This is a genomic window from Pseudomonas frederiksbergensis, from assembly GCF_017114915.1.
GTDB classification, from domain to species: domain Bacteria; phylum Pseudomonadota; class Gammaproteobacteria; order Pseudomonadales; family Pseudomonadaceae; genus Aquipseudomonas; species Aquipseudomonas frederiksbergensis_I.
In genome coordinates, this window is sequence record NZ_JAAUOE010000003.1 from 62,427 (window position 1) to 88,494 (window position 26,068).

At 60.8% G+C, this 26,068-nt stretch carries 25 protein-coding genes and 1 pseudogene; 16 read left to right on the plus strand and 10 right to left on the minus strand.

Translation table 11 applies throughout. The annotated features are described in order from the left end of the window. Nucleotides 1–19 precede the first annotated feature (19 nt). Nucleotides 20–853, plus strand: coding sequence for a nucleoside triphosphate pyrophosphohydrolase (gene mazG, locus HCU66_RS03225; RefSeq protein ID WP_205887134.1), 834 nt, complete (start codon nucleotides 20–22; stop codon nucleotides 851–853). 25 nt (nucleotides 854–878) lie between these two features. Beyond that, entirely contained in the window at nucleotides 879–1,421 is a 543-nt protein-coding gene (locus HCU66_RS03230; RefSeq protein WP_008074959.1) for a DUF2058 domain-containing protein, read from the plus strand. Nucleotides 1,422–1,602: 181 nt separating this feature from the next. On the opposite strand, the gene fabB is transcribed toward HCU66_RS03230, so the two are convergent. The 5 genes from fabB to HCU66_RS03255 form a co-directional block, all read right to left on the minus strand. Continuing rightward, nucleotides 1,603–2,823, minus strand: a complete 1,221-nt coding sequence (gene fabB / locus HCU66_RS03235; protein ID WP_007937568.1) for a beta-ketoacyl-ACP synthase I — start codon at nucleotides 2,821–2,823, stop codon at nucleotides 1,603–1,605. Nucleotides 2,824–2,834: 11 nt separating this feature from the next. Further along, nucleotides 2,835–3,350: a 3-hydroxyacyl-[acyl-carrier-protein] dehydratase FabA gene (fabA, locus tag HCU66_RS03240; RefSeq protein ID WP_205887135.1), complete on the minus strand. Its 516-nt coding sequence runs from the start codon at nucleotides 3,348–3,350 to the stop codon at nucleotides 2,835–2,837. A gap of 247 nt (nucleotides 3,351–3,597) precedes the next feature. Beyond that, nucleotides 3,598–5,511 carry an ATP-binding protein gene (locus tag HCU66_RS03245; RefSeq protein WP_205887136.1) on the minus strand — a complete coding sequence of 638 codons (1,914 nt, stop codon included), beginning with the start codon at nucleotides 5,509–5,511 and terminating at the stop codon, nucleotides 3,598–3,600. Next, entirely contained in the window at nucleotides 5,508–6,440 is a 933-nt protein-coding gene (locus HCU66_RS03250) for an ABC transporter substrate-binding protein (protein WP_205887137.1), read from the minus strand. Before HCU66_RS03250 ends, HCU66_RS03245 begins: the two co-directional genes overlap by 4 nt. 1 nt (nucleotide 6,441) lies before the next feature. After that, nucleotides 6,442–8,565 (minus strand): TonB-dependent receptor domain-containing protein, encoded by a 2,124-nt coding sequence (locus HCU66_RS03255; RefSeq protein ID WP_205887138.1) that lies wholly within the window; start codon nucleotides 8,563–8,565, stop codon nucleotides 6,442–6,444. Between the two features lie 196 nt (nucleotides 8,566–8,761). On the opposite strand from HCU66_RS03255, the gene HCU66_RS03260 reads away from it, so the two are divergent. The 10 genes and pseudogenes from HCU66_RS03260 to HCU66_RS03300 all read left to right on the plus strand — a co-directional run bounded on the left by HCU66_RS03260 (nucleotide 8,762) and on the right by HCU66_RS03300 (nucleotide 15,875). Continuing rightward, nucleotides 8,762–9,787, plus strand: a complete 1,026-nt coding sequence (locus HCU66_RS03260) for an NAD(P)H-dependent glycerol-3-phosphate dehydrogenase (protein ID WP_205887139.1) — start codon at nucleotides 8,762–8,764, stop codon at nucleotides 9,785–9,787. Nucleotides 9,788–9,822: 35 nt separating this feature from the next. Continuing rightward, complete coding sequence (locus HCU66_RS03265; protein ID WP_007937595.1) at nucleotides 9,823–10,170, plus strand: DUF4389 domain-containing protein; 348 nt, start codon at nucleotides 9,823–9,825, stop codon at nucleotides 10,168–10,170. Continuing rightward, complete coding sequence (sixA, locus tag HCU66_RS03270) at nucleotides 10,167–10,619, plus strand: phosphohistidine phosphatase SixA (protein WP_205887140.1); 453 nt, start codon at nucleotides 10,167–10,169, stop codon at nucleotides 10,617–10,619. Before HCU66_RS03265 ends, sixA begins: the two co-directional genes overlap by 4 nt. Before the next feature lie 173 nt (nucleotides 10,620–10,792). Next, nucleotides 10,793–10,918 (plus strand): annotated as a pseudogene (locus tag HCU66_RS27470) (hypothetical protein); the annotation flags it as partial. 32 nt (nucleotides 10,919–10,950) lie between these two features. Next, the gene (locus HCU66_RS03275) at nucleotides 10,951–11,394 is read left to right on the plus strand and encodes a hotdog fold thioesterase (protein WP_205887141.1); all 444 of its coding nucleotides are present in this window, start codon (nucleotides 10,951–10,953) and stop codon (nucleotides 11,392–11,394) included. A 162-nt stretch (nucleotides 11,395–11,556) separates the two neighbouring features. Next, a complete protein-coding gene (locus HCU66_RS03280) occupies nucleotides 11,557–12,363 on the plus strand; it encodes an alpha/beta fold hydrolase (RefSeq protein WP_205887142.1) in 807 nt (268 codons plus the stop codon). Beyond that, entirely contained in the window at nucleotides 12,360–13,214 is an 855-nt protein-coding gene (locus HCU66_RS03285) for an alpha/beta fold hydrolase (RefSeq protein ID WP_205887143.1), read from the plus strand. The genes HCU66_RS03280 and HCU66_RS03285 overlap by 4 nt, the downstream gene beginning before the upstream one ends. Nucleotides 13,215–13,264: 50 nt before the next feature. After that, on the plus strand, nucleotides 13,265–13,924 hold the full coding sequence (locus HCU66_RS03290; RefSeq protein WP_205887144.1) for a glutathione S-transferase family protein: 660 nt from the start codon (nucleotides 13,265–13,267) through the stop codon (nucleotides 13,922–13,924). An 8-nt stretch (nucleotides 13,925–13,932) separates the two neighbouring features. Next, nucleotides 13,933–14,739 (plus strand): DUF4892 domain-containing protein, encoded by an 807-nt coding sequence (locus HCU66_RS03295; protein ID WP_205887145.1) that lies wholly within the window; start codon nucleotides 13,933–13,935, stop codon nucleotides 14,737–14,739. Between the two features lie 80 nt (nucleotides 14,740–14,819). Continuing rightward, the gene (locus tag HCU66_RS03300) at nucleotides 14,820–15,875 is read left to right on the plus strand and encodes an AI-2E family transporter (protein WP_205887146.1); all 1,056 of its coding nucleotides are present in this window, start codon (nucleotides 14,820–14,822) and stop codon (nucleotides 15,873–15,875) included. 57 nt (nucleotides 15,876–15,932) lie between these two features. Here HCU66_RS03300 and lapD read toward each other — a convergent pair whose 3' ends face one another. The 4 genes from lapD to HCU66_RS03320 form a co-directional block, all read right to left on the minus strand. Beyond that, a complete protein-coding gene (gene lapD, locus HCU66_RS03305) occupies nucleotides 15,933–17,873 on the minus strand; it encodes a cyclic di-GMP receptor LapD (RefSeq protein ID WP_205887147.1) in 1,941 nt (646 codons plus the stop codon). A 22-nt stretch (nucleotides 17,874–17,895) separates the two neighbouring features. Continuing rightward, a complete protein-coding gene (lapG, locus tag HCU66_RS03310) occupies nucleotides 17,896–18,603 on the minus strand; it encodes a cysteine protease LapG (protein WP_205887148.1) in 708 nt (235 codons plus the stop codon). Between the two features lie 216 nt (nucleotides 18,604–18,819). Continuing rightward, the gene (locus tag HCU66_RS03315) at nucleotides 18,820–19,215 is read right to left on the minus strand and encodes a YbaN family protein (RefSeq protein ID WP_205887149.1); all 396 of its coding nucleotides are present in this window, start codon (nucleotides 19,213–19,215) and stop codon (nucleotides 18,820–18,822) included. A gap of 10 nt (nucleotides 19,216–19,225) precedes the next feature. After that, complete coding sequence (locus HCU66_RS03320; protein WP_205887150.1) at nucleotides 19,226–19,813, minus strand: UPF0149 family protein; 588 nt, start codon at nucleotides 19,811–19,813, stop codon at nucleotides 19,226–19,228. Nucleotides 19,814–20,098: 285 nt separating this feature from the next. Here HCU66_RS03320 and recQ point away from each other — a divergent pair, with 285 nt between their 5' ends. From recQ to HCU66_RS03340, 4 genes are all read left to right on the plus strand, one after another. Continuing rightward, nucleotides 20,099–22,225, plus strand: coding sequence for a DNA helicase RecQ (recQ, locus tag HCU66_RS03325; RefSeq protein WP_205887151.1), 2,127 nt, complete (start codon nucleotides 20,099–20,101; stop codon nucleotides 22,223–22,225). Nucleotides 22,226–22,344: 119 nt separating this feature from the next. Next, nucleotides 22,345–22,779: a MarR family transcriptional regulator gene (locus tag HCU66_RS03330; protein ID WP_205887152.1), complete on the plus strand. Its 435-nt coding sequence runs from the start codon at nucleotides 22,345–22,347 to the stop codon at nucleotides 22,777–22,779. Between the two features lie 128 nt (nucleotides 22,780–22,907). Continuing rightward, nucleotides 22,908–24,710: a motility hub landmark protein FimV gene (locus HCU66_RS03335; protein ID WP_205887153.1), complete on the plus strand. Its 1,803-nt coding sequence runs from the start codon at nucleotides 22,908–22,910 to the stop codon at nucleotides 24,708–24,710. A gap of 112 nt (nucleotides 24,711–24,822) precedes the next feature. Continuing rightward, complete coding sequence (locus HCU66_RS03340) at nucleotides 24,823–25,110, plus strand: Rdx family protein (RefSeq protein ID WP_205887154.1); 288 nt, start codon at nucleotides 24,823–24,825, stop codon at nucleotides 25,108–25,110. On the opposite strand, the gene HCU66_RS03345 is transcribed toward HCU66_RS03340, so the two are convergent. Beyond that, nucleotides 25,104–25,997: a DMT family transporter gene (locus HCU66_RS03345; RefSeq protein WP_205887155.1), complete on the minus strand. Its 894-nt coding sequence runs from the start codon at nucleotides 25,995–25,997 to the stop codon at nucleotides 25,104–25,106. The two genes, HCU66_RS03340 and HCU66_RS03345, sit on opposite strands and share 7 nt — an antisense overlap. Nucleotides 25,998–26,068: the final 71 nt, after the last annotated feature.

Below are 26,068 nucleotides of genomic sequence, written 5' to 3' on the forward strand. Positions count from 1 at the left end.
GTGTAGGGATTAATGAAAGATGTATTCACTTGAAGATCTATTGCACCTGATGAACCGCCTGCGCGACCCGCAATACGGTTGCCCGTGGGACATCAAGCAAACCTACGCCACCATCGTCCCGCACACCCTGGAAGAAGCCTACGAAGTCGCCGACGCCATCGAGCGCGGCGACTTCGATCACTTGCAGGGTGAGTTGGGCGACTTGTTGTTCCAGGTGGTTTATTACAGCCAACTGGCCCGGGAAGAAGGGCGCTTCGAGTTCGATGGCGTAGTCGACAGCATCACCCGCAAGTTGATTCGCCGTCACCCTCACGTGTTCCCCACCGGTGACCTGTACGCGCCGCTGGACATCCCGCGTTTGAATGAAGAACAGGTCAAGCAACGCTGGGAGGAGATCAAGGCTGAGGAACGGGCCGAGAAGTCTTCGGCGCCGCAGCAGTTGTCCTTGCTCGACGACGTACCCGCGGCGCTGCCGGCGCTGTCCCGTTCGGCAAAGCTGCAGAAGCGCGCAGGGCAGGTCGGTTTCGATTGGCCGGACGCCTTGCCGGTGCTCGACAAGGTGCGCGAAGAGCTCGATGAAGTGCTCGAAGCCATGTCCGAAAACGATCCGGCAGCGGTGGCCGACGAAATCGGCGACCTGCTGTTTTCCGTGGTCAATCTGGCGCGACACCTCAAGGTCGACCCGGAAACGGCACTGCGTGGCGCGAACACAAAATTTGAAAGACGCTTCCGATTTATCGAACAGGCATTGCGCGACACCCGCCGTCCCATAGAAGATTGCACCCTCGAAGAGTTGGACGCCTTATGGGGCGAAGCCAAACGTCAGGAAAAGAATTTGCCCAGCTGCGGCTGAGCTGTTGCCTAAGTGAGTAAGCACCATGAGCCTTTCCCTTCGCGACCAGTTGCTCAAAGCAGGGCTGGTCAACCAAAAGCAGGCCAAACAGGTCGGCAAAGAAAAACAGAAACAGCAGCGCCTGGCCCACAAAGGCCAGATCGAACTCGATGACTCCCAGCAACGTGCAGCCCAGGAGGCCATGGCCGAGAAGGTCAAGCGCGACCAGGAACTCAACCGTCAGCAGCAGGAGAAGGCCGAAGCGAAGGCCCGCGCCGCCCAGGTCAAGCAATTGATCGAAGTCTCGCGTCTGCCCAAACTGACCACCGAGGACTACTACAACTTCGTCGACGACAAGAAGGTCAAGCGCATCTCCGTCAACACGCTGATGCGCAACAAGCTCAGCAGCGGTTCCCTGGCGATCGTGCATCACGCCGGCGGTTACGAAGTGATCCCCCGTGAAGCGGCCCTGAAGATTCAGGAGCGCGATCCCCAGCGCATCGTGCAGCTGAATGTGAAGACTGAAGAAGTCAGTACCGAAGACGATCCGTACGCGGCCTATCAGATCCCTGACGATCTGATGTGGTAAGCCGTTAGCGGCTGTAAAAACGACAAACCCCGCCGATGCGGGGTTTGTCGTTTTCAATCCAGCCATTATGCAGAACGCGCTTCGCCTGGCTCCTACGAAGAGCGATTCCCTGAGCCAATGTACAGACAAAAAAACGCCCCGAACCAGTCGGGGCGTTTTTATGTGTGGCGTAGGTAGGGTATTACTTACCCTGCCAGCGCTTCAGTACCAGCGTGGCGTTGGTGCCGCCGAAGCCGAAGCTGTTGCTCATCACGGTGTTGATGGTGGCGTCTTCGCGAGTCTTGGTCAGGATCGGCATGTCCGCCACTTCCGGGTCCAGTTCGTCGATGTTGGCGGAACCGGCCATGAAGTTGCCTTCCATCATCAGCATGCAGTAGATCGCTTCGTGAACGCCGGCGGCGCCCAGGGAGTGACCCGACAGGCTCTTGGTGGAGCTGATGGCCGGAGCGTTGTCGCCGAACACTTCACGCACACCTTTCATTTCCATCACGTCGCCGACCGGAGTCGAGGTGCCGTGGGTGTTCAGGTAGTCGATCGGTGCGTCAACGGTGGACATGGCCATCTGCATGCAGCGGATGGCGCCTTCGCCGCTTGGGGCGACCATGTCGTAGCCGTCGGAGGTCGCGCCGTAGCCAACGATTTCCGCGTAGATCTTCGCGCCGCGGGCCAGAGCGTGTTCCAGCTCTTCGACCACGACCATGCCGCCACCGCCGGCGATGACGAAACCGTCACGCTTGGCGTCGTAGGCACGGGAAGCTTTTTCCGGGGTTTCGTTGTACTGGCTGGACAGGGCGCCCATGGCGTCGAACAGGAACGACTGGCTCCAGTGCTCCTCTTCACCGCCGCCGGCGAACACGATGTCCTGCTTGCCCATCTGGATCTGTTCCATGGCGGTACCGATGCAGTGAGCACTGGTGGCGCAGGCAGACGCGATGGAGTAGTTCAGGCCCTTGATCTTGAACGGGGTGGCCAGGCAGGCGGAAACGGTGCTGCTCATGGTCCGCGTTACACGGTATGGGCCGACGCGCTTGACGCCTTTCTCGCGCAGGATGTCCAGCGCTTCCATCTGGTTCAGCGTGGAGGCGCCACCGGAACCGGCGATCAGGCCGGTACGCGGGTTGGAGACTTGCTCTTCGGTCAGGCCGGAGTCTGCGATGGCATCTTTCATGGCCAGGTAGGCGTAAGCCGCCGCGTGGCCGACGAAGCGATAGATCTTGCGATCGATCAGTTCTTCGAGGGGAAGGTCAATGGAGCCGGAAACCTGGCTACGCAGACCCATTTCGGCATATTCCGGGTTGAACCGGATGCCAGGGCGGCTTGCACGCAGGTTAGCGGAGACGGTCTCTTTGTCATTGCCCAGGCACGAAACGATGCCCAGACCAGTGATAACGACGCGGCGCATGCGGATAACCCTTAGAAGTTGTCAGTGGAGGTGAAAACGCCGACCCGAAGGCCATCGGCGGTGTAGATTTCGCGGCCGTCGACACTGACCGAACCATCGGCGATGGCCATGTTCAGTTTGCCCTTCAGGACGCGTTTGATATGAATGTTATAGGTGACTTTACTGGCGGTCGGCAGCACCTGACCAAAGAACTTCACTTCGCCGGAACCCAGGGCGCGACCGCGGCCCGGCAGGCCTTGCCAGCCGAGGAAGAAGCCGACCAGTTGCCACATGGCATCCAGGCCCAGGCAGCCCGGCATCACCGGATCACCTTCGAAGTGGCAGGCGAAGAACCACAGGTCCGGGGTGATATCCAGCTCGGCGACCAATTCACCTTTGCCGTACTTGCCACCCTCTGGGCTGATATGAGTGATGCGATCGACCATCAGCATGTTCGGGGCGGGCAGTTGCGCGTTACCCGGGCCGAACAGCTCACCACGACTACAGCGCAGCAGGTCTTCCCGGGTAAAGGCGTTTTGTTTGGTCATGCGAGCTCCTCAATAGTCCCGTGCGGCAGGGTGGGGCGAATCTTCCCGGCCGATCGAAGCGTCATGCCTCGAGTCAGCAGCCTACTCATAGACTATTGCGTTGTGGTGAAAGTCACAGCACCAAGGACATGAATGTACACTTGTGCACTGAAATTATTATTCAAGCCCCTTTTGGGGCTCGTTCGGGTGCCTAAGACTGCCGCACTTTCGTCATTCACGCCAGTCGCAGATAGCCGAATGGCCTGTACTACTGCACCCAACGCTGCAGAATTTGCTGCAAATCAGTGCGTTTGAAGGGCTTGGCCAGGTAATCGTTCATTCCCGCCGATAAACAGGCTTCGCGGTCGCCCTGCAAGGCGTTGGCCGTCAGCGCGATGATCGGCACGTCAGCGCAGCCGGGCAGTTGGCGAATTTGTCGGGTGGCCTCGTAGCCGTCGATGACCGGCAGTCGGCAGTCCATCAGAATCGCTTCGAAAATCAGGCTTTCGGCGCTGCGCACCGCTTGTGCGCCATCAGTAGCGACGCTGACCGTAAAACCCAGGCTGCGCAACATGGCTTCGACGACGGTGCGGTTGACCGGGTTGTCTTCCACCAGCAGCAGATTGCGACCTTCGCCGTGGGCATGGCCGGTGTGTATTCGCGGCGTCAGCGTCAGTGTCTGCGTCGGCAGCGGCTGCTTATAGAGGGCCAAAGGTATTTCCAGGGTGAACACCGAGCCCACGCCTTCTTCGCTCTGGGCGCGCAAGGTGCCGCCCATCCGCTCCGCCAGGGTGCGGGCAATCGGCAGCCCCAAGCCAGTGCCGCCGTAACGTCTTGAAATCGAGCTGTCGGCCTGCTGGAACGCGTCGAACATCAATTCCAGGCTTTCGGCCGGGATGCCGATTCCGCTATCGCGTACGGTGCAGGTGAACCACAGCAGTTCGTGATCCAGGGACTGCCACTGCGGTTCGATCGTGATGCGACCCCGTTCGGTGAACTTCAGCGCATTGCCGATGAGATTGACCAGAATCTGCCGGATCCGCGTCGGATCGCCCTGAACCTGTAGCCCGCGCATGTCCTCGGGAATTTGCAGTTGCAGGTCGAGCCCGCGTTGTACCGCGCTGTGCTGGAACGACTGGGCGCAACTGCCGATCAAGTCCGCGAGGTTGAATGCAATGTGCTCCAACTCCAGTTCCGAGCGCTCGATGCGCGAGAAATCGAGAATGTCGTTGATGACTTTGAGCAGGTGTTCGGTGGACTCCGAGGCCAGTGCCGCGTACTCGATCTGCTCCTCGGTCATCTCGGTGGTTTCCAGCAGTTGCAACATGCCCAGCACACCATTCATCGGCGTGCGCAGTTCATGGCTCATCATGGCCAGGAAATCGGATTTGGCGTTGTTGGCCCTTTCCGCTTCCTCGCGGGTCTGGATCAATTGCGCCATGGCCTGATGCTGTTCGCGGCTGGCTTGTTCAAGGCCTTGGGCAAGGTTGTTGATGTGTTGCGACAGGGCGCCCAGTTCGGTGTCGTCGACAATCGGCAGCGGTGTTTTGTAGTCGCCTTCCTGGATCGCCTTGACCGCATTGCCGATGTCGTGGATCGGTTGCGACAGGCTGCCGGCCAGGCGCCGAGCCAACAGAAACGTGAACAACAGGGCGAACAAGGCCAGGATCGCGGCCTTGAACAGGATTTCCTGCTGGCGCTGGCTGAAGGCGTCGTTGGACAGTCCGACGATCACCCGGCCCAGATAATCCTCGCCCGGTGCACTGGCGGCGGTACGGCTGTTCTGAAAGATGTCGTTGTTGAGCGCGATGCGTTGCAGCCGTACCGGTGCCTGGAACACTTCGACCTGGCGCGAGCGGTTGTGGGTTTCCGAAGGTTGTTCGACGTACACCAGAATCCGGTTGGTGCTGTCCTGTACCTCCAGAAAGCGCACATTGGGGGTGGCCAGGGTGGCCTTGAGCAAACTTTCGAGCACGTCGTTATTGCCCGAGATCACCCCGTATTCGGTGGCCGGTGCCAGTTGGTTGGCGATCAGTTGACCGGTGCGGTTGAGTTCCTGGCGCAGGTCCTGGATTCGCACGAAGGTGAAGAAACTGATCAGCAGCAACGTCAGCAACAGCGCCGGGCCGAGGCTGATGATCTGGGTACGGGTATTGATGTCCCAACCGCGACGAAAGGTCATGGGCGGCGTTCTCCTTCGGCCAGCTGTGTTGCGACAGAGGCTTCATTCATCGGTTCAATGCTTAATGAACGAGCCACTTGCGGGTTGCTCAAGACCTTGAAGTGCTGCGGATAAAGTGTGCGCGGCCAAGTGTGCGAAGGTCGGTCGAGCAATTCGTCGAGAATCTTCAGCCAATCGCTCTGGTCGCTGTAGGTGCTGGCGAGGCTGCCGGCCCTGACGAAGGCGGCGTTGGGGCCGATCAGCGGCAGTTGCCGCGCGTAGCTGCTGAGCAGCAGGTTTTTCACGGTTTTGGGGTTGTACAGATCAGGATCGTCCAGGCCCAGCAGCACGTCACTGTTTTTCAGCAGGGCCTGCAAGGGGCGGCTGTCATGGGTGTTGTCCCAGCGCTCGGTCACCACTTCAAGGCCCAGGGGCTGGGCGGCTTGACGCAGCTCCTTCAACAGGAATTCGCTATGGCTGTCGAAAAGCACGCCGACCCGTCGGGCCTCGGGCAGGAGAAGTCGAGTCAGGCGCAACTGTCGATCCAGCGGCGGATCGCTCCACAGCAGGCTGAGGTGCGGGGGTGAAACATCGCCAAAGCGTTGGTGGGCTTGCAGGCGGCTGATGCGCAACACCAGCGTCGCCGGGCCCCGGGTGTCTTGCAGACGCCAGTCGAGGCTTTGCAAGTCAAGCAGAATCAGGCGAGTGCCAGCGGACAGTTGGCCGGGCGCCGGCAAGCTGGCGACCGGCTGGAAACGCACGCTGTCGGTGGGGCGCAATTCGCTCAGGGCCTGAACGAAAGACCGCACCCCCGGGCTGTCTTCGGCGCCGGTCAGCAAGATGTCATCAGCCCGTACCGGCAGATTGCACAGCAGCCCGGCAAACGCCAGGCACAACCCGGCCAGCAGGCGGCCAAGGGTTGGCGTCTTGCGTGACAGGCGATGTTGCATCTTAAAACTCCAGCTCCGCGCTGAAGTAGAGCACCCGGCGCTCGTCGTAATTGTTATCGACGAAGGTCGTGGGCTGATTGTCGAGGCGTTGCTGGAGAACCCCGGCCAGTTCCAGATTGGCCTTGCCCAGGCCGATGCGTTTGGCGATGCGGGTGTCGACCCGTTCGAAACGGTAACCGTTGAGGGCGTCGGCGCCATAGTAGAAGAGCGCGCTGTTCCAGCCGTGGTCCCAATTGCGCAGCCAACCGGCGGAGCCGCTGTGGCGGGCCGTCTGTTGTGCATCCAGCGGGTTGCTCGCCTCGGCATCGACATAGGCGTAGGTCAGGCGCAGACGGTCGGCACTACTGACGCGCCAGTCCAGTTGGGTCTCAGTCCCGGTATAGCGCGAGTTGTTGGAGTTGCTGGCGATGTACTGATTGTTGCGCAGCGGTTCGCTGATCATGCCGGTGATTTCGTCGTAAAACAGTTTTACATCGACCGTCAGCCCCCACTCGGCGAAGTAGCCGTTGTAGCCCAATTCCCGGGAACGCATGCGCTCTTGTTCAAGGTCGCCTGGGCCGCGGGTCCTGACGAAATAGCGGGCGCTGGTCTGGCCGTAGGCACTGGGTTGCAAGTTGGTCACCTGGTAGCTCCAGTTGACGCTGTTTTCGAACATGTCCGGTGAGCGGACGGCTTCCGAATACACCGCGCGCAAGCCGTGGCGCGGGTTGATCAGGTAATTGACCGCCACCCGTGGAGTCAGCGAGCTGCCGGTCAATTGCGTGTTTTCGAACATCGCGCCGCCCTGCAGCAGCCAGTGCTCGGTGGCGCGCCACTCGAGTTGGCCGAACGCCCGCCAGGTGGTGTCGTCGAGCGTGCCATTGAAGTAGGTCTCGGAATCTGCCCGGTCGTAACGATAGTTCATGCCGCTGACCAGCCGCAGAGTGTCGGACAGGCTGAGGGTGTCTTGCAGTTCGAGGTCGTAGCGCGATTCCCGGGCGCTCTGATCGATGTCGCCGCACAGCGTTTGGCTGGCGCCGTTTCGCCATTGCGCCAGAACCTGATTGGCCAGGGCTTGTTCCGCTGCCGTGCCGGGAGGCGCGCCGAGGCCGGTGAAGCGTGCGATGTTGCGCGCCAGACGTTCGGTGTAATTGGGGTTGAGTTGCCAAAGCTGGGTCAGTTCCGGGCTGAACGAGACCTCGGCATCGCAGGCGCGCCAGGTCTGCTGACGGTCCCAGTGTTGCGCCGAACCCTGAATGTAAAGGCTGTGATCGGGGTTGATGTCCAGGTTCCAGCGCAGCGACCCGGCGTAGTCCTTGGCGATGACGTCGGAATTGTTCCCGGCGGCGGTAATCCCTGAGAACACCGGGCGGTAGGTATAGGGTCGCTGATTGGTCCCGTCCTTGGCATTCAGTTGCCAATCGATGCTCTGGTTTTCATTGAGCGTCTGGCTGACGGCGAGGCTGAAGCGGTTCAAGCGACGGCTGTCGCGGTAATCGGCGCCGGTGCGGTCCGAGTCGAAGCCATCGTCCTGTTGGCCGGACAGCGACAGGCGCAGGTCGCCACTGTCCCAACCCATGCCCTGGCTGGCGTAGAAGTCGTTGATGCCGCGCTGGCCGCGGGTGACTTTCAGCCGCGTGCCATGGCTGTCGGCCGGTTTGCGGGTGATGATGTTGACCACCGCCATCAACGCGTTGGCGCCGTAGCTGACGGTGTTCGGGCCACGGAAAACCTCGATGCGTTCGATGTCTTCCATGGCCACCGGAATGTCACTCCAGTCCACCGTGGCCAGGCCCGCGCGGTACACCGAGCGGCCGTCGATCAGCACTTGCATGCGCCGCGCTTCACTGGCGTTGGTCCCGTGGTAGTTCACCGCGGCCTGATTGCCGTTGATATTGCCAACCATCATCCCCGGCACCAGCCGCAGCAACTCGCTGATGTCCCGCGCGCCGCTGGCGTTGATCAGTTCGCTGTCGATCACCGTCATGCTGCCCGGCACGGCCGCCGGCGACTGCTTCAGGCGCGTCGCGGTCAGTACTTGCGGCAACGGATCGTTGTCCAGGAACAGATCGTCGGCCAGCAATGGCGGGCTGAAAATCAGCGCCAGCACCAGTGGCGAGCGAGGAGAGCGGGAGCCAAAAGACACGGTACGGCCTTGATAGCGATTAGTTGGCGCGCATGTTAACCGAGCTCAACGACTTTTCCAGTCACGTTATGGGCATTTTCCTCGGTTTTCTTGGTCTTCTTCCTACAAGTGTCGGTAATTGATGCGGGGGCTGGCCGCCACTGGGCCGCTCCGTATAATGCCGGCATCGCCACTGGTATGGATTAACGGATTGCATATGACTGAACAGCGCCCAATTGCGGTCCTGGGAGGCGGAAGTTTTGGTACCGCCGTGGCTAATCTGCTGGCCGAGAACGGGCATCAGGTGCGGCTGTGGATGCGTGACCCCGAGCAGGCCGAGGCCATACGGGTCAATCGCGAGAACCCGCGTTACCTCAAAGGCATCAAGATTCTTCCTGCGGTGGAGGCGGTCACGGACCTGCAAGCCACCCTGCAGGCCTGCGACCTGTGCTTCGTCGCGCTGCCGTCCAGCGCGCTGCGCTCGGTGCTGGCACCCTTCGCTCAGCTTTTGAGCGGCAAAATGCTGGTGAGCCTGACCAAAGGCATTGAAGCCCATACGTTCAAGCTGATGAGCCAGATTCTTGAAGACATCGCCCCGCAAGCGCGCATCGGCGTGCTGTCCGGGCCGAACCTGGCCCGTGAAATCGCCGAACACGCGCTGACCGCCACGGTGGTCGCCAGCGAAGACGAAGACCTTTGCCGGCAAGTCCAGGCCGCGCTGCATGGCCGGACCTTTCGCGTGTACGCCAGCGCCGACCGCTTTGGCGTGGAGCTGGGCGGGGCGCTGAAGAACGTCTACGCCATCATCGCCGGCATGGCGGTGGCGCTGGGCATGGGGGAAAACACCAAGAGTATGCTGATCACCCGGGCGCTGGCGGAAATGACCCGCTTCGCGGTGAATCAGGGCGCCAACCCGATGACGTTCCTGGGGCTGGCGGGGGTCGGTGATTTGATCGTCACCTGCTCGTCGCCGAAAAGCCGCAACTACCAGGTCGGGTTTGCCCTCGGCCAGGGCTTGAGCCTGGAGGACGCGGTGACCAGTCTGGGCGAAGTGGCCGAAGGCGTGAACACCCTCAAAGTGCTCAAGGCCAAGGCTCAGGAAGTGGGTGTGTACATGCCGCTGGTCGCCGGATTGCACGCGATTCTGTTCGAAGGGCGCACGCTTGAGCAGGTGATTGAGCTGCTGATGCGGGGGGAACCGAAAACCGACGTGGACTTTATCTCCACCAGTGATTTCAACTGAGTACTTAACCGATACGGGCAGGGAGCGAGACAGACATGAACGATCCGAAAGTAGAAGGCAAGTACGAATCCATCCTGCTGCGGGTGCTATGGATGATTGTCTATGTGCTGGTCTGGCAAGTGGCGCAACTGATCCTCGGTGCAGTGGTGCTGGTGCAGCTGATCTATCGTTTGATTTATGGCGCACCGAGCGCCAGCCTGATGAACTTCGGCGACAGCCTGAGCCAGTTTCTGGCGCAGATCGGTCGTTTCGGCAGTTTCCACAGCGACCAGAAACCCTGGCCGTTCGCCGATTGGCCAGCGCCGCGTACTCCGGAAGGTGAAGCCCCGCACGTTGTGGCGCCGGCACCGCATCCGGCCCGAGATGAGGAACCGAAGCTATGAAACTCTGGGTATTGCGTCATGGTGAAGCCGAACCTCACGGTACTCGCCCGGACTCCGAGCGGACTCTGACCGTCAAGGGGCGTGAAGAGGTGTTGCGCACTGCCGCACAATTGATCGGCCAGCCGCTCACCGCCATTTATGCCAGTCCTTATCATCGAGCGCAGGAGACGGCAGAAATCGTGCGTACGGCGCTGGGTTTCGGGCCGGAGATACGCACGGTCGACTGGCTCAAGCCCGACACTTTTCCGCAAGCAGTGGCGGAGCAGTTGGTGTCCGTGGATCATGCGCTGCTGGTCAGCCATAACCCGCTGGTCGGTAACTTGCTGGGTTACTTGCAGCACGGTCATGTGCAGGAACCGGAGAGAGTCGGCACCGCCGGGTTGGCCGAACTTGAAGGCGATGAACTGCTGGTCGGGGCGATGAAGCTCAACGGCATCAAAACCCCATAACCTGCCTTTGCTTCTGCTTTTGTAGGAGCGAGGCTTGCCCGCGAAGCTTTTAGCGTTTTCGAAGGCCCCTTCGCGGGCAAGCCTCGCTCCTACATGGACGGTGACGTTCTTTTTTGTGTGAAACAGTCAACCAAGCACCTGCTTGGTTGGCTGCGCTTGCGCCAGACCAAAAATGGGCGGTGGAAAACGGCTTCCTGACACCGACCCTGAAGATCAAACGCAACATGATCGAAGCGGCTTACGGCGCGCGCTTCGAAGAATGGAGCGCGCGCAGCGAGGCGGTGCTGTGGCAGGATTGAGCCACGAACAACACTAACAAAGGAACGTAACGATGAGTCTGTGGCGCACCACTCCCAACGTCGAGCAGTTGAACGCAATCCAGAAAAATACCATCGGCGAAGTGCTGGATATTCGCTTCGAAGCCTTCGATGACGAGTCCCTGACCGCGAGCATGGTCATCGACCATCGCACGCACCAGCCGTATGGATTGCTGCATGGCGGCGCCTCGGTGGTGCTGGCCGAAACCGTCGGCTCGATGGCCAGTTTCCTGTGCATCGACGCCAGCAAATTTTACTGCGTGGGCCTGGAAATAAACGCCAACCATTTGCGCGGCCTGCGCAGTGGGCGAGTGACGGCGGTGGCCAAGGCGATTCACATCGGGCGCACCACCCATGTCTGGGATATCCGTTTGAGCAGCGATGAGGGCAAGGCCAGTTGTGTGTCGCGGCTGACCATGGCGGTGGTGCCGTTGGGGGAGAAGCCGCCGGCGCGTTGAAGCAGCAAAGTCAAAAGATCGCGTGCCCCCGGAGCTGCCGAAGGCTGCGATCTTTTGATTCTGGCGACATCTCCTACCACCATTCCTGGCAGTTATGGTCATTGCTGTAGGATCCCGTCTTACAGACAATCAACTCTTGTTCTCGCTGATGGATCTGCCGGTATGTCGCAACAGATATTTTTCGCCCACGCCAATGGTTTCCCCTCGGCCACGTACGGCAAGCTGTTTGCCGCGCTGGCGCCGGAGTACCAGGTGGCGCATCTGGAGCAGCACGCCCATGACCCGCGTTTTCCGGCGGACGACAACTGGCACAACCTGGTGGATGAGCTGATTCATCACCTCAAACAGCAGCCGGAACCGGTCTGGGGCGTCGGCCACTCCTTCGGCGGCGTGCTGCACCTGCATGCCGCGTTGCGTTGCCCTGAGCTGTATCGCGGCGTGGTAATGCTCGATTCACCGGTGTTGACCCGCGCCGATCAATGGGTGATCCGGGCCGCCAAACGCTTCGGTTTCATCGACCGCCTGACCCCGGCCGGCCGTACGTTGGGACGACGGGAAGAGTTCGCCGATCTGGAGGCGGCCCGCCTGTATTTCGCCGGTAAGACCCTGTTTCGTGGCTTCGATCCGGAATGCTTCGAGGCCTATCTTCAACATGGATTGCAAAAGGTCGGCGACAAGCTGCGCCTGCGTTTCGACCCGGCCACGGAAATCAGCATCTACCGTGGCGTGCCCCACACCAGCCCCGGTCGCGCGCGGCAGCTGAAAGTGCCGCTGGCGGTAGTTCGCGGGCACAAGAGCCGCGTGGTGATGCGTCATCACGCTCGTTCCGTCGGGCGCATGCCGCTGGGTGAATCCTTGACCCTGCCCGGTGGCCATATGTTTCCCCTGGAACGTCCACAGGACACGGCCACGCTGCTCAAGCATCTGTTCAGTCGCTGGGAAGGTCGCCGCCAACAGGATTGCGCATGAGCAGCGTCGTCGAGGAAGTTCGCTTGAGCCTGCCGCACATCGAGTTGGCGGCGCACTTGTTCGGTCCCGAGGACGGCTTGCCGGTGATTGCCTTGCACGGCTGGCTGGACAACGCCAACAGCTTTGCCCGGCTGGCACCCAAGCTCAACGGCTTGCGCATCATCGCGCTGGACATGGCCGGGCACGGTCACTCGGGGCATCGGCCGAACGGCGCCGGTTACGCGCTGTGGGACTATGCCCACGACGTGTTACAAGTGGCCGAACAGTTGGGGTGGAAACGTTTTGCGCTGCTGGGGCATTCCCTCGGGGCGATCGTCTCGCTGGTGCTGGCCGGGTCGTTGCCGGAGCGGGTGACTCATCTGGCGTTGATCGACGGCATCATCCCTCCTACAGACAACGGCGAAAATGCCGCCGAGCGCATGGGCATGGCCCTGCAAGCGCAGCTGGATCTGCGGGAGAAACGCAAACCGGTCTACGGCACCCTCGACCGAGCCATCGAAGCGCGCATGAAAGGCCTGGTGGCGGTCAGTCGCGAAGCCGCTGAACTGCTGGCCCAGCGCGGCTTGATGCCGGTGCCGGGCGGTTATACCTGGCGCACCGACAACCGCCTGACGCTGCCGTCGCCGCTGCGTCTGACCACTGACCAGGCGATGGCTTTCGTCCAGCGCGTCAGTTGTCCTGCACACCTGGTGGTCGCGGCTGACGGCATGCTCGCCAAACATCCCGAGTTGCTGGAACGTCTACCCTTTAGCCATGAACAGTTGCCTGGCGGCCATCATTTGCACCTCAATGACGAACCCGGTGCCGGTCTTGTCGCAGACTGTTTCAATCGGTTCTTCGCCGTTCCTTGACTTGCGCCGGGCAACTGTCGAGGCTGGGCGGGTTGAAATGGGAGACAACCATGATAGATCTGTACACCGCTGCGACCCCCAATGGCCACAAGGTCTCTATCGTGCTCGAGGAACTCGGCCTGCCCTACACGGTGCATGCCTTGAGTTTCGATAAAAAGGAACAGAAGTCCGAGGCGTTCCTCAAGATCAATCCCAATGGGCGGATTCCGGCCATTGTCGACCGCGCCAATGACGATTTCGCCGTGTTCGAATCCGGCGCGATCCTGATTTACCTCGCCGAGATGACCGGCAAACTGCTGCCCCGGGATCCGAAAGGGCGCTCGGTGGTGTTGCAGTGGCTGATGTTCCAGATGGGCGGCATCGGCCCGATGCAGGGCCAGGCCAACGTGTTTTTCCGCTATTTCCCGGAAAAGCTCCAGGGCGCCATAGACCGCTATCAACATGAAACCCGACGCCTGTATGAAGTGCTCGACACGCGTCTGCAAGCCGTGGAATTTCTGGCGGGTGAATACAGCATTGCCGACATCGCGACCTTTCCGTGGGTCCGTGGCCACGACTGGTCTGGTGTCTCGGTGGACGGCTTGCCGGCCTTGCAACGCTGGATGGCCGCCATGGAGGCGCGTGCGGCGGTACAACGCGGTTTGCGGGTGCCAGAGCGCATCGATGACGACAGCGTCATCAAAGGTGCCCAGGCCATGTTGATCCGATGAGTCTATCCATGCGCTCACTCACTCTGCTGGCGCTGTGCAGTTTCAGTCCCTGGTTATTGGCCGCTGACATTCCGGGCAGTCAGGACTTGCCGATCGTACCGCGCATGGCCGATGCGCAAATCGTCGATTATCGCCCCGCGGCTGAACTTGAACGGATCTACCCGCTGGGTTCGATCCGCAAGATCAGCGGTCAGTTGCGCTTTGACGGCCAGGTCACCGCACGGGGGCAAACCACCTCGGTCACCTACGAATTGCCGCCGGAGCATTCCTCCACCGATGCCTTCACCGCCGCCCGCGAAGCCTTGCAGAAGCAGGGCGCCGAGCTGTTGTTCTGGTGTCAGGCCCGCGATTGCGGCGAAAGCAGCTTGTGGGCCAATGAAGTCTTTGGCAATGCCAAGCTTTATGGCTCCGATAACCAGCAGGCTTATTTACTGCTGCGTCTGGCGGCCCCTCAGGACAACACATTAGTGGCGCTTTACAGCATCACTCGCGGCAACCGCAGGGCGTATCTGCACGTCGAGCAGTTCAACGCCGCTGCGCCGCTGGGTGATCTGGTGCCGACGTCCGCGACCTTGCTGCGCCAGCTCAAAAGCACCGGAAAACTCGATTTTCCTAAACTCGTCGGCGACCCTGACGACACCTGGCTGCGTTTGATTTCCCGAGGCCTGAACTTGGATACCACGCTGCGCGTCAATGTTTCGGGGCCCAATGCCGAAGCCTGGCGTCAGGCGCTGATCGGCCAGGGTGTACGGTCGGCACGGATGGAAACCGGCAGCGTCGAGGGCTCTGGTCTGCGCTTTGAACTGTTGCGGTAAGTTTCATTCGGCGACGCATGGTGTGCGTTCGCCTACTCTTTGCTGAGTGACTTTTTCGGCTGATTTTTTCGGAATTTTACATGCTCAATAACGATCGGCTGTTGGTGCAGATCCTGCTTCTGGTGCTATTTGGCGCGAGTTTATGGGTGATGGCGCCGTTCTGGTCGGCGCTGTTCTGGGGCGCGGTGCTGGCGTTTGCCAGTTGGCCGCTGATGCGCCTGCTGACCCGTTGGCTCAATGGCCGTGAATCCCTGGCAGCATTGTTGCTGACGCTTGGCTGGATGATATTGGTGGCGGCGCCACTGGTGTGGCTGGGGTTCAACCTGGCGGATCATGTGCGCGATGCCACGGCGTTCATCAAGGATGTGCAAGTCGACGGTCTGCCTGAGGCTCCGGCGTGGCTGGGCGCTATTCCCTTGGTCGGCGAGCGGCTGGTAGGGATCTGGAACAGCATCGATCAGCAAGGCGCGGCGATGATGCTGGCGATCAAGCCCTATCTGGGCCAGGTCGGTAACTGGTTGCTGGCGCGCAGTGCGCAGATCGGCGGCGGGATTCTCGAGCTGACACTGAGTATTGTTTTCGTGTTCTTTTTCTACCGGGACGGGCCACGGCTGGCGGTGTTCGTCCATGGGTTGCTGGAGCGGCTGATCGGTGATCGTGCCGGCTATTACATCGAACTGGTGGCGGGCACCGTGCAGCGGGTGGTCAACGGGGTCATCGGCACCGCGGCGGCTCAAGCGGTACTGGCATTGATCGGCTTCCTGATTGCCGGCGTGCCCGGGGCATTGGTGCTGGGGATTGTGACGTTTTTGCTGAGCCTGATTCCGATGGGGCCGCCCTTGGTATGGATTCCGGCCACGGCGTGGCTGGCCTGGAAGGGCGAGTACGGGATGGCGGTGTTCCTCGGGGTTTGGGGGATGTTCATCATCAGCGGGGTCGACAATGTGCTTAAGCCGTACCTGATCAGTCGGGGCGGGAATTTGCCGTTGGTGATTGTGTTGCTCGGGGTGTTTGGCGGGTTGATTGCGTTCGGGTTTATCGGGCTGTTCATCGGCCCGACATTGTTGGCCGTGGCTTACAGCCTGCTGACCGATTGGAGCAAGAGCCAGGCTCGGGTTGAGGAGCGCCGGCCCTGAGGCACCGACGTGGTGAACGATGAAGCGGTGTATCCGGGATGATGCGGACCTGCCGATTTACATCGGCTCCGGCGGCCCGATCAAGCGCCCCATCACCCCGAATACCCCTAGCTCTCGAATCACCTCCAGCTCCCCCTGTGTCTCAACCATCTCGGCAATCAACGGCAGATCAATACTGTTGGTCGCCCGAAAAATCGCCTCGATGAACAGGCGTTTATCACCCTGCTCATCGATGCCACGAATGTACGCACCGTCGATTTTCAAGTAAGCCAAACCCAATTGAGTCAGGTTACCGATCTGGCTGAAGCTGCCGCCAAAATGCTGCAACCCGATGCGGTAACCGGTGTTGAGCAGGCTATGGCTCAGGCGTTGCAGCTCTTCGGGGGGCGGTAGTTGGCGTTCGTCGATTTCCAGCGTCAGCAGCGGCGCGAGCTCCGGCAGTGATTCGAGCAGGTCGCAGATCAGTTTCAGCTGGGTCTGATCGCGCAGGGTGCTGCCGGACAGGCTCAACGCGAGTGGCCAACGGTTGGCGGCCAGGTATTCGAGGGTGGTTTCGAGCATCGCCAGGTCGAACCGCGCCGACCAGCCAAGGCGTTCGATCCACGGCAGGAAATCCCCGGCGGCTATCGCCTCGCCTTGGGGATCAAGCAGGCGTGCGAGGACTTTGTGATGCAGCACCTGGCTGGTGTCGGCGCACTGCACCACCGGCTGGAAATACAGCTGCATATTGCCTTCGGTCAGCGCGTCGTCGATCCAGTTACGCCAGTCGCGTTGGGACTGGTTGAGCGCGTTATCGGACTGGGCCAGGTAAATCCACGGTCGCTCGGGATGTTGCCGAGCCTGGGTCAGTGCCTGATCGAGGCGCAGCAGCACATCGTCCGCCGGTTCGCCGGGGTGATAGGCGACCACGCCCAGATGCGCCACTGGCATGCAATCGCTGGCGCCAGTCAGGCGCAGGTTTTCCAGGGTGGCGCTGATTTCGGAGGCCAGGCGTGCGGCATCCTTACTGTCCAGGCCTGGAGTCAGCAAGCTGAATTCGCCGCCGCGATTGCGTGCGGCGAGCCAGGTGCGACGTTCCGGTGGTTGCGTCAGGCGCTTGAGCAATTCGCCGACGGCACTGATCAGGGCATCGGTGCGCTGGCCGCCCAGGCGTTGGTTGAGGCCGATCAGGTCATTGATCCGCAGCATCAGCAAATGACCGTCGCGGCTTTGCTCGCAAACCAGTAATTGATCGGTCAGTTGTTCATCCAGCAAGCGTCGGTTGGCCAGGCCCGTGAGGCTGTCCTGATAGGATTCGGCGCGCAGCTTTTCGCTGCGCGCGGCCTCTTCGGAGAACAAGGCTTTGAGTTTTTCGACCATCTGGTTCATGGCCAGCACCACGCGTTTCAACTCCGGTGTGCGCGGCAGTTTCGGCAGGCTCAGGAACTCGCGTTTGCTGATGGCTTCGGCCTGTTTGACCATCTTGTCGAGTGGCCGCAGTTGCCGGCGCAACAACCAGCCGCCAAACACCGCGCTGAGCAGTCCGCAAATCAGCAGCCAGATCAGACTGCCAAGGGTGCTGTCCCAGAGTTTGGCCAGGGCGAATTGCGGATTGCTCAGCACCTGGACCCGGGCTGCCTGCTCCCAACCCCGCATGACCAGTGCATCGCCACCCTGCGGACGCAGGTTCACCAGGTCGACGAACCAGCCGGGAACACCCTCGATTTGCGCCGTTATGCTGCGTTCCACCATTACCTGTTCATTTTCGATATTGATGACCCGAATGCTGCTGAAATAACCACTGTCGAAAATCGAGCTGACCATCAATTCGATCATCGCCGGGTCGTCGATCTGCGCGGTCAACGACAGGCCCAGCGCCGTGGCGGCGTCCTGGGCATGGGAGCGCAACTGGCTGAGCATCTGGTCGCGAGAGCTTTCCAGGCTGACAAAAAAACTGCCGCTGAAGGCCACCAGCAAGAACAGGCAAATGGCGAGAAACAACTGTTTACGCAATGACATAAAACGCTCCTTGCTATAGCGGCTAGCCTTCGCCTACGGCGAACCCTTCGATTTGCATCTTTTTCAATACGTCTTGCCAGCGCGACAGTTTTTTCGAGTCGCTGCTGCGTTTGCCGCCATTGGCCCCTGGCAAGTACAGGCCTTCGGCGTTGAAGGCATACACCGGCAACAGGTCGTTGCGTTGGGAAGCGGGGCGTATCTCGCCGATCAGGTTGTCCAGCACCAGCGGATCGGCCGTGGGGCTGCTGTAGAAGGTCAACACCATGTGCGCCTGATTCCGGGTCAGGGCCTTGACGTAGGTGATGCGCAGATTCTCGCTGGGAATCCCGAGGTGACGCAGGCTGAAGTATTTCGCCAGAGCGTAGTCTTCACAGTCGCCTGCGGCCTTGATCAAGGATTCCACGGGCGTGGCCCAGTAATCGGTCTGACGCCAAATGCGCGTGTCATCCTGAAAACTCAGTTGCTGATTGAAGAAGCGATTGACCGCGTTCAGTTGTTCGCGCTCAGGCTGGTTGCGTTCGCTTTGCAGCATCTGGCTCCAGGCCTCGATCCGTCCCTGTGCCTGGCCAAGGGGACCGTAACGTTTTTCGGCCGTTTGCAGAATCTGCGCAAAATCCCAGTCGGCCCGGACACTGCCCAAACCGGCCAGCAGAAAACTCATCAGCAGCAGCCATCCGCCGAACCGAAGTCGGAGCGTTGACCATCCTGGACTACGCAGACCGCGGGACATGTCTGACTGCTCGGATGCAGATTGCCTGAAGTCTAGGTGGTGTTTACGGCGAGGGAGGGCAGGTCGTCGGACGAAAGGCGCAGGATTGATGATCGTTCCCATGCTCTGCGTGGGAATGCATCCTGTGACGCTCTGCGTCACACCGGCGAAGGGACGCGGAGCGTCCCGGGCGGTATTCCCACGGGGACCGTGGGAACGATCAAGTGATTCAAAAACTCAGGATCTATGCAGTGTTTTCTGCTTGAGGATGTAAACCGTCACCAGCACTGCACTGGTCAGCATGAACCCACGCGCCCACGGCAGGGGCACCAGGTAGCAGGAAAGCAGGATGCTCGCCCACATCAACCCGATGGTGTAGACCTTGCCCTTGAGCGGGATGCCGTTGCCGTCCAGGTAATCGCGAACCCACGGCCCAAGCCGGGGATGTTCCACCAGCCAATGATAGAAACGCGGTGAACTGCGGGCGAAACAGGCGGCCGCCAGCAACAGGAACGGTGTGGTGGGCAGCACCGGCAGGAAAATCCCGATCACCCCCAGCACTACGCTCAGCCAGCCGATGGCCAGCAGCACGTAGCGCAACATCAGGGGGCGGTTGCCTATGGGGTTGTCCATAGGCAAAACCTTAGTGGTGACGTGGCTTGAGGATCGCCGGTTTTTCGTCTGGCGCGTTGCACAGCAAGTACAGCGCGGTCAGGGCTTCCGGGATCTGCACGATCATGTCGTCCATCAGGTTGGCGTCGGCCGCGATGTCGGAGAACTCAGGCTGTTCATCGAACAGACCCGAACCGACCATGATCGGCAGCAGCATTTCGCTGACTTCGTCTTCGGCGGTTTCGAACCAGGCCGCTTCGCGCAGGAACACGCCTTCCATGAAGCCGATGCACCAGCCTCGCAGGTCGGAATCGTCCGGGTCGTCGCCCAGGTCAAGTTCGCACGGCAGCTCGAACTCTTCATCGGACGCCAGTTGGCGGGCGATGTGCGCCTTGAGCAGTAAAAGGGTGGATTCGATCGCTTCACGCTCGGTGTCGTCGGCGTAATGCGGCTCTTCGGCGAAGAGCGCGTCGATCCATTCACGGTCGGGAACGCTTTCGGAACAGATCGACAGCGCGGTGAGGTAGCCGTGGGCGGCCACGTAGTCCAGCGCCTCGTCATGCAGCTCGTCGGCGTCGAGGAAGACTTGCAGGCGGGTTAGTTGCTCAGCGAAGGACATTAAAGGGCTACCTTGGGGAATATACGATGCGGGAATTCTAGGCCTTCTTGAGCGCACAGGCCAGCCGCGCGGCATATTTGCCCCCACAGGTTGGCTTGCGTGCGTCTTATCAGTGGCGCCCTTTGCAGAGGAGGGCTCGGGTATACTCCCGCGTTTTGTGATGCCCTGCTGGCATCCAGGCTGAAATATGAAGCGTCATGCAATGCGCACTTACGATTTGTCAGTGCAGCTTTCGTGATTCTGAACCAGCCTTGCAGGGATGTTTCGGTGATTTTTGGAGTTTTTATGCTCGAACAGGCTCAACGCGTTCTCAAGGACATCTTCGGCTACGACAGTTTCCGTGGCCGTCAGGGTGCAATCATTGAGCGCGTGGCCAGTGGCGGCGACGCCCTGGTACTGATGCCTACCGGGGGCGGCAAGTCCTTGTGCTTCCAGGTGCCGGCTCTGCTGCGCGAGGGCCTGGCGGTGGTGGTGTCGCCGCTGATCGCGCTGATGGACGATCAGGTCGCTACTCTCGAAGAGCTGGGCGTCGCCGCGGCGTCGTTGAACTCCACCCTCAGCGCCGAGCAGCAGCGCGATCTCGCCGCACGGATCAAGCGTGGCGAGGTGAAAATGCTCTACCTGGCACCCGAGCGTCTGGTTCAGCCACGGATGCTGGCCTTCCTGCAAAGTCTCGAAATCGCCCTGTTCGCCATCGACGAAGCGCACTGCGTATCCCAATGGGGCCACGACTTTCGTCGTGAATACCTGCAATTGGGGCAGTTGGCGGAACTGTTCCCCAGCGTTCCGCGCATTGCCCTGACCGCCACCGCCGACAAGCGCACCCGGGAAGAAATCGTCGATCGCCTGCACTTGCAGGATGCCGAGCGCTTTCTGTCGAGTTTCGACCGCCCCAACATTTTTTATCGCATCGTGCCCAAGGAACAGCCGCGCAAGCAGTTGCTGGCATTCCTCGCCGAGCGGCGCAGCGATGCCGGCATCGTTTACTGCCTGTCGCGCAAAAAGGTCGACGAAGTGGCGGTGTTCCTCAGCGAGCAAGGCTTTCCGGCGCTGCCGTACCACGCCGGTCTGGCCAACGAAACCCGGGCGCATCACCAGAAGCGCTTCCTCAACGAGGAAGGCCTGATCATGGTCGCCACCGTGGCGTTCGGCATGGGGATCGACAAGCCCAACGTGCGTTTTGTGGCGCACCTCGATTTGCCCAAGTCCCTTGAGGCCTACTACCAGGAAACCGGTCGCGGCGGTCGTGACGGTCTGCCGGCGGATGCCTGGATGGCGTACGGCCTGCAAGACGTGGTGATGCTCAAGCAGATGCTGCAAAACTCCGAAGGCGACGAGCGCCACAAGCGTCTGGAGCAGCACAAGCTTGACGCCATGCTCTCGCTCTGCGAAGAAACCCGCTGCCGTCGCCAGACCCTGCTCGCGTACTTCGACGAAGACATGCCCGAGCCTTGCGGCCACTGCGATAACTGCATCGACGGCGTGCAGACCTGGGATGCCACCGAGCCGGCCCGTCAGGCGCTGTCGGCGATCTACCGCACCGGCCAACGCTACGGCGTCGGCCATCTGGTGGACGTGTTGCTGGGCAAGGACAACGAAAAGGTCCGCAGCTTTGGCCATCAGCATTTGTCGGTATACGGCGTAGGCAAAGCGCTGGGCGAAAGTGAATGGCGCTCCTTGTTCCGACAGCTTGTTGCCCGCGGTCTGGCGGACATCGACCTGGAAGGGTACGGCGGGCTGCGCCTGAGCGATACTTGCCGACCGCTGCTCAAGGGCGAAGTGACCCTGGAACTGCGCCGCGACCTCAAGCCGCAAACCACCGCCAAAAGCAGCAAGAGCCAGGCCAGCCAACTGGTGCGCTTCGAGGAGCGCGAACAGTGGGAAGCCTTGCGTGCCCTGCGCCGCAAACTGGCCGAAGAGCATGGCGTGCCGCCGTATGTCATTTTCCCCGACTCGACGCTGCTGGAAATGCTCCGCAGCCAGCCGACCTCGCTGGCGCAAATGGCCACGGTCAGCGGCGTCGGTGCGCGCAAGCTGGAACGTTACGGCGAAGCCTTCCTGGAAGTGCTCGGCGGTCAGGTCGAGGCACCGAAAGTGGTGGCCGATGTGCGCCACGAACTGATCACGCTGGCCCGGGCCGGCATGACACCGCTGCAGATCGCCGGTCAGCTGCAATGCTCGGAAAAGAACGTCTACACGATGCTTGCCGAGGCCATCGGCAAGCAGCAGCTGTCGCTGGAACAAGCGCTGGACCTGCCCGAAGAGTTGATGGGCGAAGTCCAGGACGCTTTCCTTGACGGCGAAGGCGAGTTGCCGCCGGTGGCGGAGATAGCCGCGTTGTTCGCAGGGAGAGTGCCGGAAGGCGTTTTGTATTGTGTTCGCGCTGCTCTGCAGTCGGAATTCGAAATTTGAATGACCTGCCGCGCAGATGTAACGATTCAGTACAGCGCACACCTTGCCTATAGCCAAAGGTCATGCTTAGCTGACTAATAATTAGTTTTTCTCTATTTCAGTCTAACCATGAGTGTTTTATGCCGTTAACCGATCAACACCGTTTTGGCATGCAACTGGCCCAGATGTCCCGAGGCTGGCGTGCCGAACTGGACCGCCGACTGGCAGGTTTGGGTCTGTCCCAAGCGCGCTGGCTGGTGCTGCTGCACCTGGCGCGTTTCGATGATGCCCCGACCCAGCGCGAGTTGGCGCAAAGCGTCGGTGTCGAAGGGCCTACCCTGGCTCGACTGCTCGACAGCCTGGAAAGCCAGGGACTGGTGCAACGTCAATCGGTGCTGGAAGATCGTCGGGCGAAAAAAATCGTCCTCTGTGCCCCGGCCCGGCCCTTGATCGAACAAATTGAAACCATTGCCACGCAACTGCGCCACGAATTGTTCGCAGGCGTCGATGAGGCGGATTTGAAGGTCTGCATGCGGGTTCACGGGCACATTCTGGCCAACCTGGAAAAATCTTGAGGCACAACCACGCGCCGGACTTTTGAGATACCCCGTTGGGCAGACTATAAAGAACTACTAGGCAATATTGTGTTCGTACCGGATGTGCGAACACGTACAGGTTGGTTCTGGTTATCTAAGGGATGCTCATGCTCGAGAGTTGGCACGTTGTATTGCGGTGTTGCGCCAGGCTGCTGCTGGTCGGTGGTGCCGTCACTTACTCGGCATTGGCCCCTGCGCTGGGTTTGGGTGAGATCACCCAGCATTCGGCGTTGAATCAGCCGTTCAATGCCGATATCGCCCTGGTGGACGCCGGTGGCCTGGAGGAGGGCGAGCTGTCGGTCAGCTTGGCGACGGCGGACGAATTCAGTCGCGCCGGTGTCGAGCGGGTGTTCTTCCTCAATGATCTGAAGTTCACACCGATCCTGCGGGGCAACCGCAGCCTGATCCGGGTGACTTCCAGCAAACCGGTCAAGGAACCCTTCCTGAATTTTCTGGTGCAGCTCAATCAGCCCAACGGGCATTTGCTGCGCGAATACACAGTGCTGATCGATCCGCCGGGTTCGCCGGGGATTGTTCCCGCCAGTGACGACCCCGCGCCGCGCCCTCAGTCGTCCGCGTTCCCGTCCGTCGAACCGGCTGTTGCTCCGCCACCTGCCGTGAAGAGTTCGGCACCCAAGCCTGATGTCGATAAACCCGCCGCCGCACCGGTGAGTGATCCTGTTGCCGAACAACTGGCCACCAGCGTGCTGCAGAACCAGCAGCTGCAAAAGACCATTGATGAGCTCAATGCGAAGCTTCAGGCCCAGGACGAGCAGATCGCCGGTCAGAAAAAACAGGTGATCGAACTGCAAACCCAGTTGGCGGAAGTCAAACAGGCATCGCCGGCACCGGTTGCGCCCGCGGTGCCGACGCCGGTCCCGGCGGTTGTCGAGACGCCCGAGGCCAGCCATTGGCCGCTGATCGTCGGGTTGTTGGCGCTGATGGCTTTGGTGATGCTCGGCGTGTTCATTCGCCGTCAACGGCAGCAGGTTCAGGCCTTGCCCGAGCCATTACCCGTGCAGCCGTCGCGCCATGAGCCGGTGCCCAACCATGCCGCAGAACCGATCAGGCCGGCGTCCCAGCCGCAACCGGTAGCCGGATCGGCTGATGAGACTGCTGCAGGCGATGTGCTGGAAGGGGTTGGTATCTACCTGGCTTATGGACGTTTGGCCGAGGCGGCCGGTTTGTTGCGAGAGGCGTTGGTCAGGGAACCCCAGCGCACCGATCTGGCCGTGCAACTGCTGGAAGTCCTCGGCAAACAGGGGGACGCGCAAGCGTATGACGCGCAGGAAAGCAGTCTGCGCGATGCCGGGTTCGATGCACAGCAACTGCAGGATATCCGTACCCGCTATCCGAAACTGGTCAGCGCCGTGCCGGTCGCCGCCGTGGCAGTGACTCCACCCACGGCTGTAATCCCTGAAGCGGCACAAGGCGATGAGTTCAAGTTGAATCTGGATGACCTGTCGATGGATGCGAACTGGGACCTGATCAGCCCCTTCGAAAACTCACCGTCCAGCGCCAAACCGTCGAGTGAACCCTTGCCGGCGGACGAGCCTGGGTTCACTTCGAACCTGCACATATTGCCCGATGTCTTCGAAATGCCCGACGAGCCGACGCTGGATGAACCTGAGCTTGAATGGGTCGCCGAACCTGACGCTCAATCCCTGGACGACACCTTTCTCAACGAATTCAGCGATCCCGGTCAGCCGCTGGAGCTTGAACCGCTGAATGCTGAGTTGATCGATCTTGAACCAGTCGGGTCGAGCCGCGCGGGCAAACTCGAACAGGCCCAGACCTGCATCGACGATGGCGATCTGGACAGTGCCATCGAGCTGCTCAACGAGTTGCTCAAGGAAGGCGACGAACCGCTCAAGGAAACGGCCCGGACGCTGTTGGCCGGTATTCGCTGAAGATCGAAAAGATTGCAGCATTCGCTGGCAAGCCAGCTCCTACAGGAATGTATGTCATCCCACCTTTGCAGCTATCATGGCGACGCCCTCAGGCTCAGGAGTTTTGCCAATCATGACTGCGCGTAAACCGGAAATCGTCATCACCTATTGCACGCAATGCCAATGGCTGTTGCGCGCTGCCTGGCTGGCCCAGGAACTGCTCAGCACTTTCGGTGACGATTTGGGCAAAGTGTCCCTGGTGCCCGGCACTGGCGGGGTTTTTCATATTTTCTGTGACGATGTACAGCTCTGGGAGCGCAAGGCCGACGGCGGTTTCCCCGAGGCCAAGGTGCTCAAGCAGCGGGTCCGCGATCAGATCGATCCGGACCGCGACCTGGGCCACAACGAGCGCACTCAGTGAGACGAGGCTTGTACAGCAACGGTCTTTTTGCTTGAGCCACCCGAGAATCGGCTGGAAACCACAATCGCCACAATGATCAGTGCACCGCCGATCAGCATGCGCAGGGTCGGGTTTTCATCAAACAGCAGCCAGGCCACGGTGATGCCATAAACCGGCTCCATCGCGAACACCACTGACGCGGTTCGCGCCTTGATAACCGCCAGGCTGGCGACGAACAGACTGTGGGCCACACCAGTGCAGAATACACCGAGCAAACCGATCCACAGCCAGTCGATGGCGCGCACTTCGCTCAACTGCGGCAGTGCCACCGGTAGCAGGCAGATAGCAACCACCACGTTCTGACACAGTGCAGCCTGCACCGGCGGAATCCTTGCGGAGCTGGCGCGATTGGTCAGAGACAGCAGGGCGAACAGCAAACCGGACGCCACCGCCCACAGCAGGCCGGTGGTGGCGCCGCTGGCCAGATCGAAGTCCGGCGTGACCAGCACCAGTCCGACGCTGACCAGCACCACCAGCAGAATTTCATTGGCGCGGATTCGCTCGCGGAAGACCAGCCCTTCGAGGATCACGGTAAACGCCGGGAAACTGGCAAAACCCAGGGTCGCGATCGCCACCCCGGCCACCTTCACCGCGATGAAGAAACTCACCCAGTGCCCGGCCAGCAGCAGGCCACTGAGCAACAGGCGGCGCCAGTCCGTGGCGTCGAGTGTCTGCCAACGGGTAGTGCTGGCGAACCGGGCGAAAAATGCCAGGGCGAGGACGGCAAACGCGGCACGGCCGAACACGATGATGGCCGGGGAGGCGGCGGCGAGTTTGCCGAACACGCCGGTCAGGCCGAACATCAGTGCACCGATATGCAGAGCGCCAAGGGCGGTACGGGGAGTCATTGCGATCCTTGATAAACGTATCGAATCCGGCCGACAACATCGCCGGCCCATATCCATCCATTGAATCGTGC

Excerpts from the sequence above, each read along its gene's own strand:
- mazG (WP_205887134.1), top strand. The coding sequence starts at position 20 with ATGTATTCACTTGAAGATCTATTGCACCTGATGAACCGCCTGCGCGAC.
- HCU66_RS03230 (WP_008074959.1), top strand. The coding sequence starts at position 879 with ATGAGCCTTTCCCTTCGCGACCAGTTGCTCAAAGCAGGGCTGGTCAAC.
- fabB (WP_007937568.1), bottom strand. The coding sequence starts at position 2,823 with ATGCGCCGCGTCGTTATCACTGGTCTGGGCATCGTTTCGTGCCTGGGC.
- fabA (WP_205887135.1), bottom strand. The coding sequence starts at position 3,350 with ATGACCAAACAAAACGCCTTTACCCGGGAAGACCTGCTGCGCTGTAGT.
- HCU66_RS03245 (WP_205887136.1), bottom strand. The coding sequence starts at position 5,511 with ATGACCTTTCGTCGCGGTTGGGACATCAATACCCGTACCCAGATCATC.
- HCU66_RS03250 (WP_205887137.1), bottom strand. The coding sequence starts at position 6,440 with ATGCAACATCGCCTGTCACGCAAGACGCCAACCCTTGGCCGCCTGCTG.
- HCU66_RS03260 (WP_205887139.1), top strand. The coding sequence starts at position 8,762 with ATGACTGAACAGCGCCCAATTGCGGTCCTGGGAGGCGGAAGTTTTGGT.
- HCU66_RS03265 (WP_007937595.1), top strand. The coding sequence starts at position 9,823 with ATGAACGATCCGAAAGTAGAAGGCAAGTACGAATCCATCCTGCTGCGG.
- sixA (WP_205887140.1), top strand. The coding sequence starts at position 10,167 with ATGAAACTCTGGGTATTGCGTCATGGTGAAGCCGAACCTCACGGTACT.
- HCU66_RS03275 (WP_205887141.1), top strand. The coding sequence starts at position 10,951 with ATGAGTCTGTGGCGCACCACTCCCAACGTCGAGCAGTTGAACGCAATC.
- HCU66_RS03280 (WP_205887142.1), top strand. The coding sequence starts at position 11,557 with ATGTCGCAACAGATATTTTTCGCCCACGCCAATGGTTTCCCCTCGGCC.
- HCU66_RS03285 (WP_205887143.1), top strand. The coding sequence starts at position 12,360 with ATGAGCAGCGTCGTCGAGGAAGTTCGCTTGAGCCTGCCGCACATCGAG.
- HCU66_RS03290 (WP_205887144.1), top strand. The coding sequence starts at position 13,265 with ATGATAGATCTGTACACCGCTGCGACCCCCAATGGCCACAAGGTCTCT.
- HCU66_RS03295 (WP_205887145.1), top strand. The coding sequence starts at position 13,933 with ATGCGCTCACTCACTCTGCTGGCGCTGTGCAGTTTCAGTCCCTGGTTA.
- HCU66_RS03300 (WP_205887146.1), top strand. The coding sequence starts at position 14,820 with ATGCTCAATAACGATCGGCTGTTGGTGCAGATCCTGCTTCTGGTGCTA.
- lapD (WP_205887147.1), bottom strand. The coding sequence starts at position 17,873 with ATGTCATTGCGTAAACAGTTGTTTCTCGCCATTTGCCTGTTCTTGCTG.
- lapG (WP_205887148.1), bottom strand. The coding sequence starts at position 18,603 with ATGTCCCGCGGTCTGCGTAGTCCAGGATGGTCAACGCTCCGACTTCGG.
- HCU66_RS03315 (WP_205887149.1), bottom strand. The coding sequence starts at position 19,215 with ATGGACAACCCCATAGGCAACCGCCCCCTGATGTTGCGCTACGTGCTG.
- HCU66_RS03320 (WP_205887150.1), bottom strand. The coding sequence starts at position 19,813 with ATGTCCTTCGCTGAGCAACTAACCCGCCTGCAAGTCTTCCTCGACGCC.
- recQ (WP_205887151.1), top strand. The coding sequence starts at position 20,099 with ATGCTCGAACAGGCTCAACGCGTTCTCAAGGACATCTTCGGCTACGAC.
- HCU66_RS03330 (WP_205887152.1), top strand. The coding sequence starts at position 22,345 with ATGCCGTTAACCGATCAACACCGTTTTGGCATGCAACTGGCCCAGATG.
- HCU66_RS03335 (WP_205887153.1), top strand. The coding sequence starts at position 22,908 with ATGCTCGAGAGTTGGCACGTTGTATTGCGGTGTTGCGCCAGGCTGCTG.
- HCU66_RS03340 (WP_205887154.1), top strand. The coding sequence starts at position 24,823 with ATGACTGCGCGTAAACCGGAAATCGTCATCACCTATTGCACGCAATGC.
- HCU66_RS03345 (WP_205887155.1), bottom strand. The coding sequence starts at position 25,997 with ATGACTCCCCGTACCGCCCTTGGCGCTCTGCATATCGGTGCACTGATG.